1 pseudogene is annotated in these 1,086 nt (G+C 50.9%); it reads right to left on the bottom strand.

The annotated features are described in order from the left end of the window. A pseudogene (locus tag VQ03_RS34130) lies at positions 1 to 1,086 on the bottom strand (hypothetical protein); the annotation flags it as partial.

The raw sequence follows: 1,086 nt of genomic DNA, 5'->3' as shown, positions 1-1,086 counted from the left end.
GCAAAACTACGATCAGCTCGAAATTCAGATCGGCGACGCCGGCGAATTGCTTCAAGGCCGGGGAATGCCACAATTCGCTGATCGTACTGCAGAACAGCACAATTCCAACGGTCGCACGAGCCGGTTTTGTGCTCGCCACATATCCCAAATGCTCGAGAGTTTCCGGACGATCCATAAAGTCGCCGCGAGCTTCATTCCTTAATAGTGAACAATGAAAAAGATCTGCGACAGCTTTGAATTCTGTTTCGGCGTAGATGTATGGCCTGCGCGCAATCTTAGAACGCTGGTCCGTGCCGGCAGGCTCATCGGATTTGCGAAACTTGATAGTGGCTAAAATCTGCCGGGAGTTTCGCTCCAAGATCGAGATGTCATGCTCGACCCCATCGTAGAGTGATGCTGGTAACGCGATGCGCTGCTCTCCAGCTGGCACATCTTCTGTTCCATGGACTTGCCGTGAGCCGATGATTTCGCTATCTATTTTAATAATAACGTCGATTGGCTGCTGTGGTGCAAGCGGCGTCAAAACAACATGGTTGCCGACCAGCGCGACCGATAGTTCGCGACTATCCGTATTGATAGTGACGGGTTGCTCAATCGTCGGAGAGGTCGCATTATTATCCGTGTCGTCTGCGGCATCTGCCCGGCTAGGATCTTTCTCAGCAGTTTTATATGTTACGATACGGTCATCGAGCCGACTTTTTCCTTGGGATTTGCGCGGACCCTTCATATGATCGATGTATAGGCCAAGCTCGGTATTCAGAAATACGTGATCAAGATCATCTACGTACCTGGCGATATTAAAATTGCGAACGCCGAAATAACGCTCAAAATAAAGGCGCACTACATCGAAGACGTAACTGTCGTGCCATTCCTTCAAAGAAAAAACTGCACCAGATGTGTACATTTGGACGATGGTCTCGGCGAACGCGGCCGTCAGAGGATGCCGCATGTTATAGCCGACATACCCGCACTCTGTATACCGCCACGAGCGTCCGAGATAAGAGACCATCGCGTATTCAGGAATGCTGCGGGCGATGACATCGTAATCGATGCGATCGACGATGTTCGAGTCGGCGTCGAGCCAGA

This window comes from Methylobacterium tarhaniae, from assembly GCF_001043955.1.
Taxonomy (GTDB): Bacteria; Pseudomonadota; Alphaproteobacteria; order Rhizobiales; family Beijerinckiaceae; genus Methylobacterium; species Methylobacterium tarhaniae.
The sequence above is the reverse complement of the archived record's forward strand: the minus strand, read 5'-3'. Positions and strand labels throughout refer to the sequence as shown.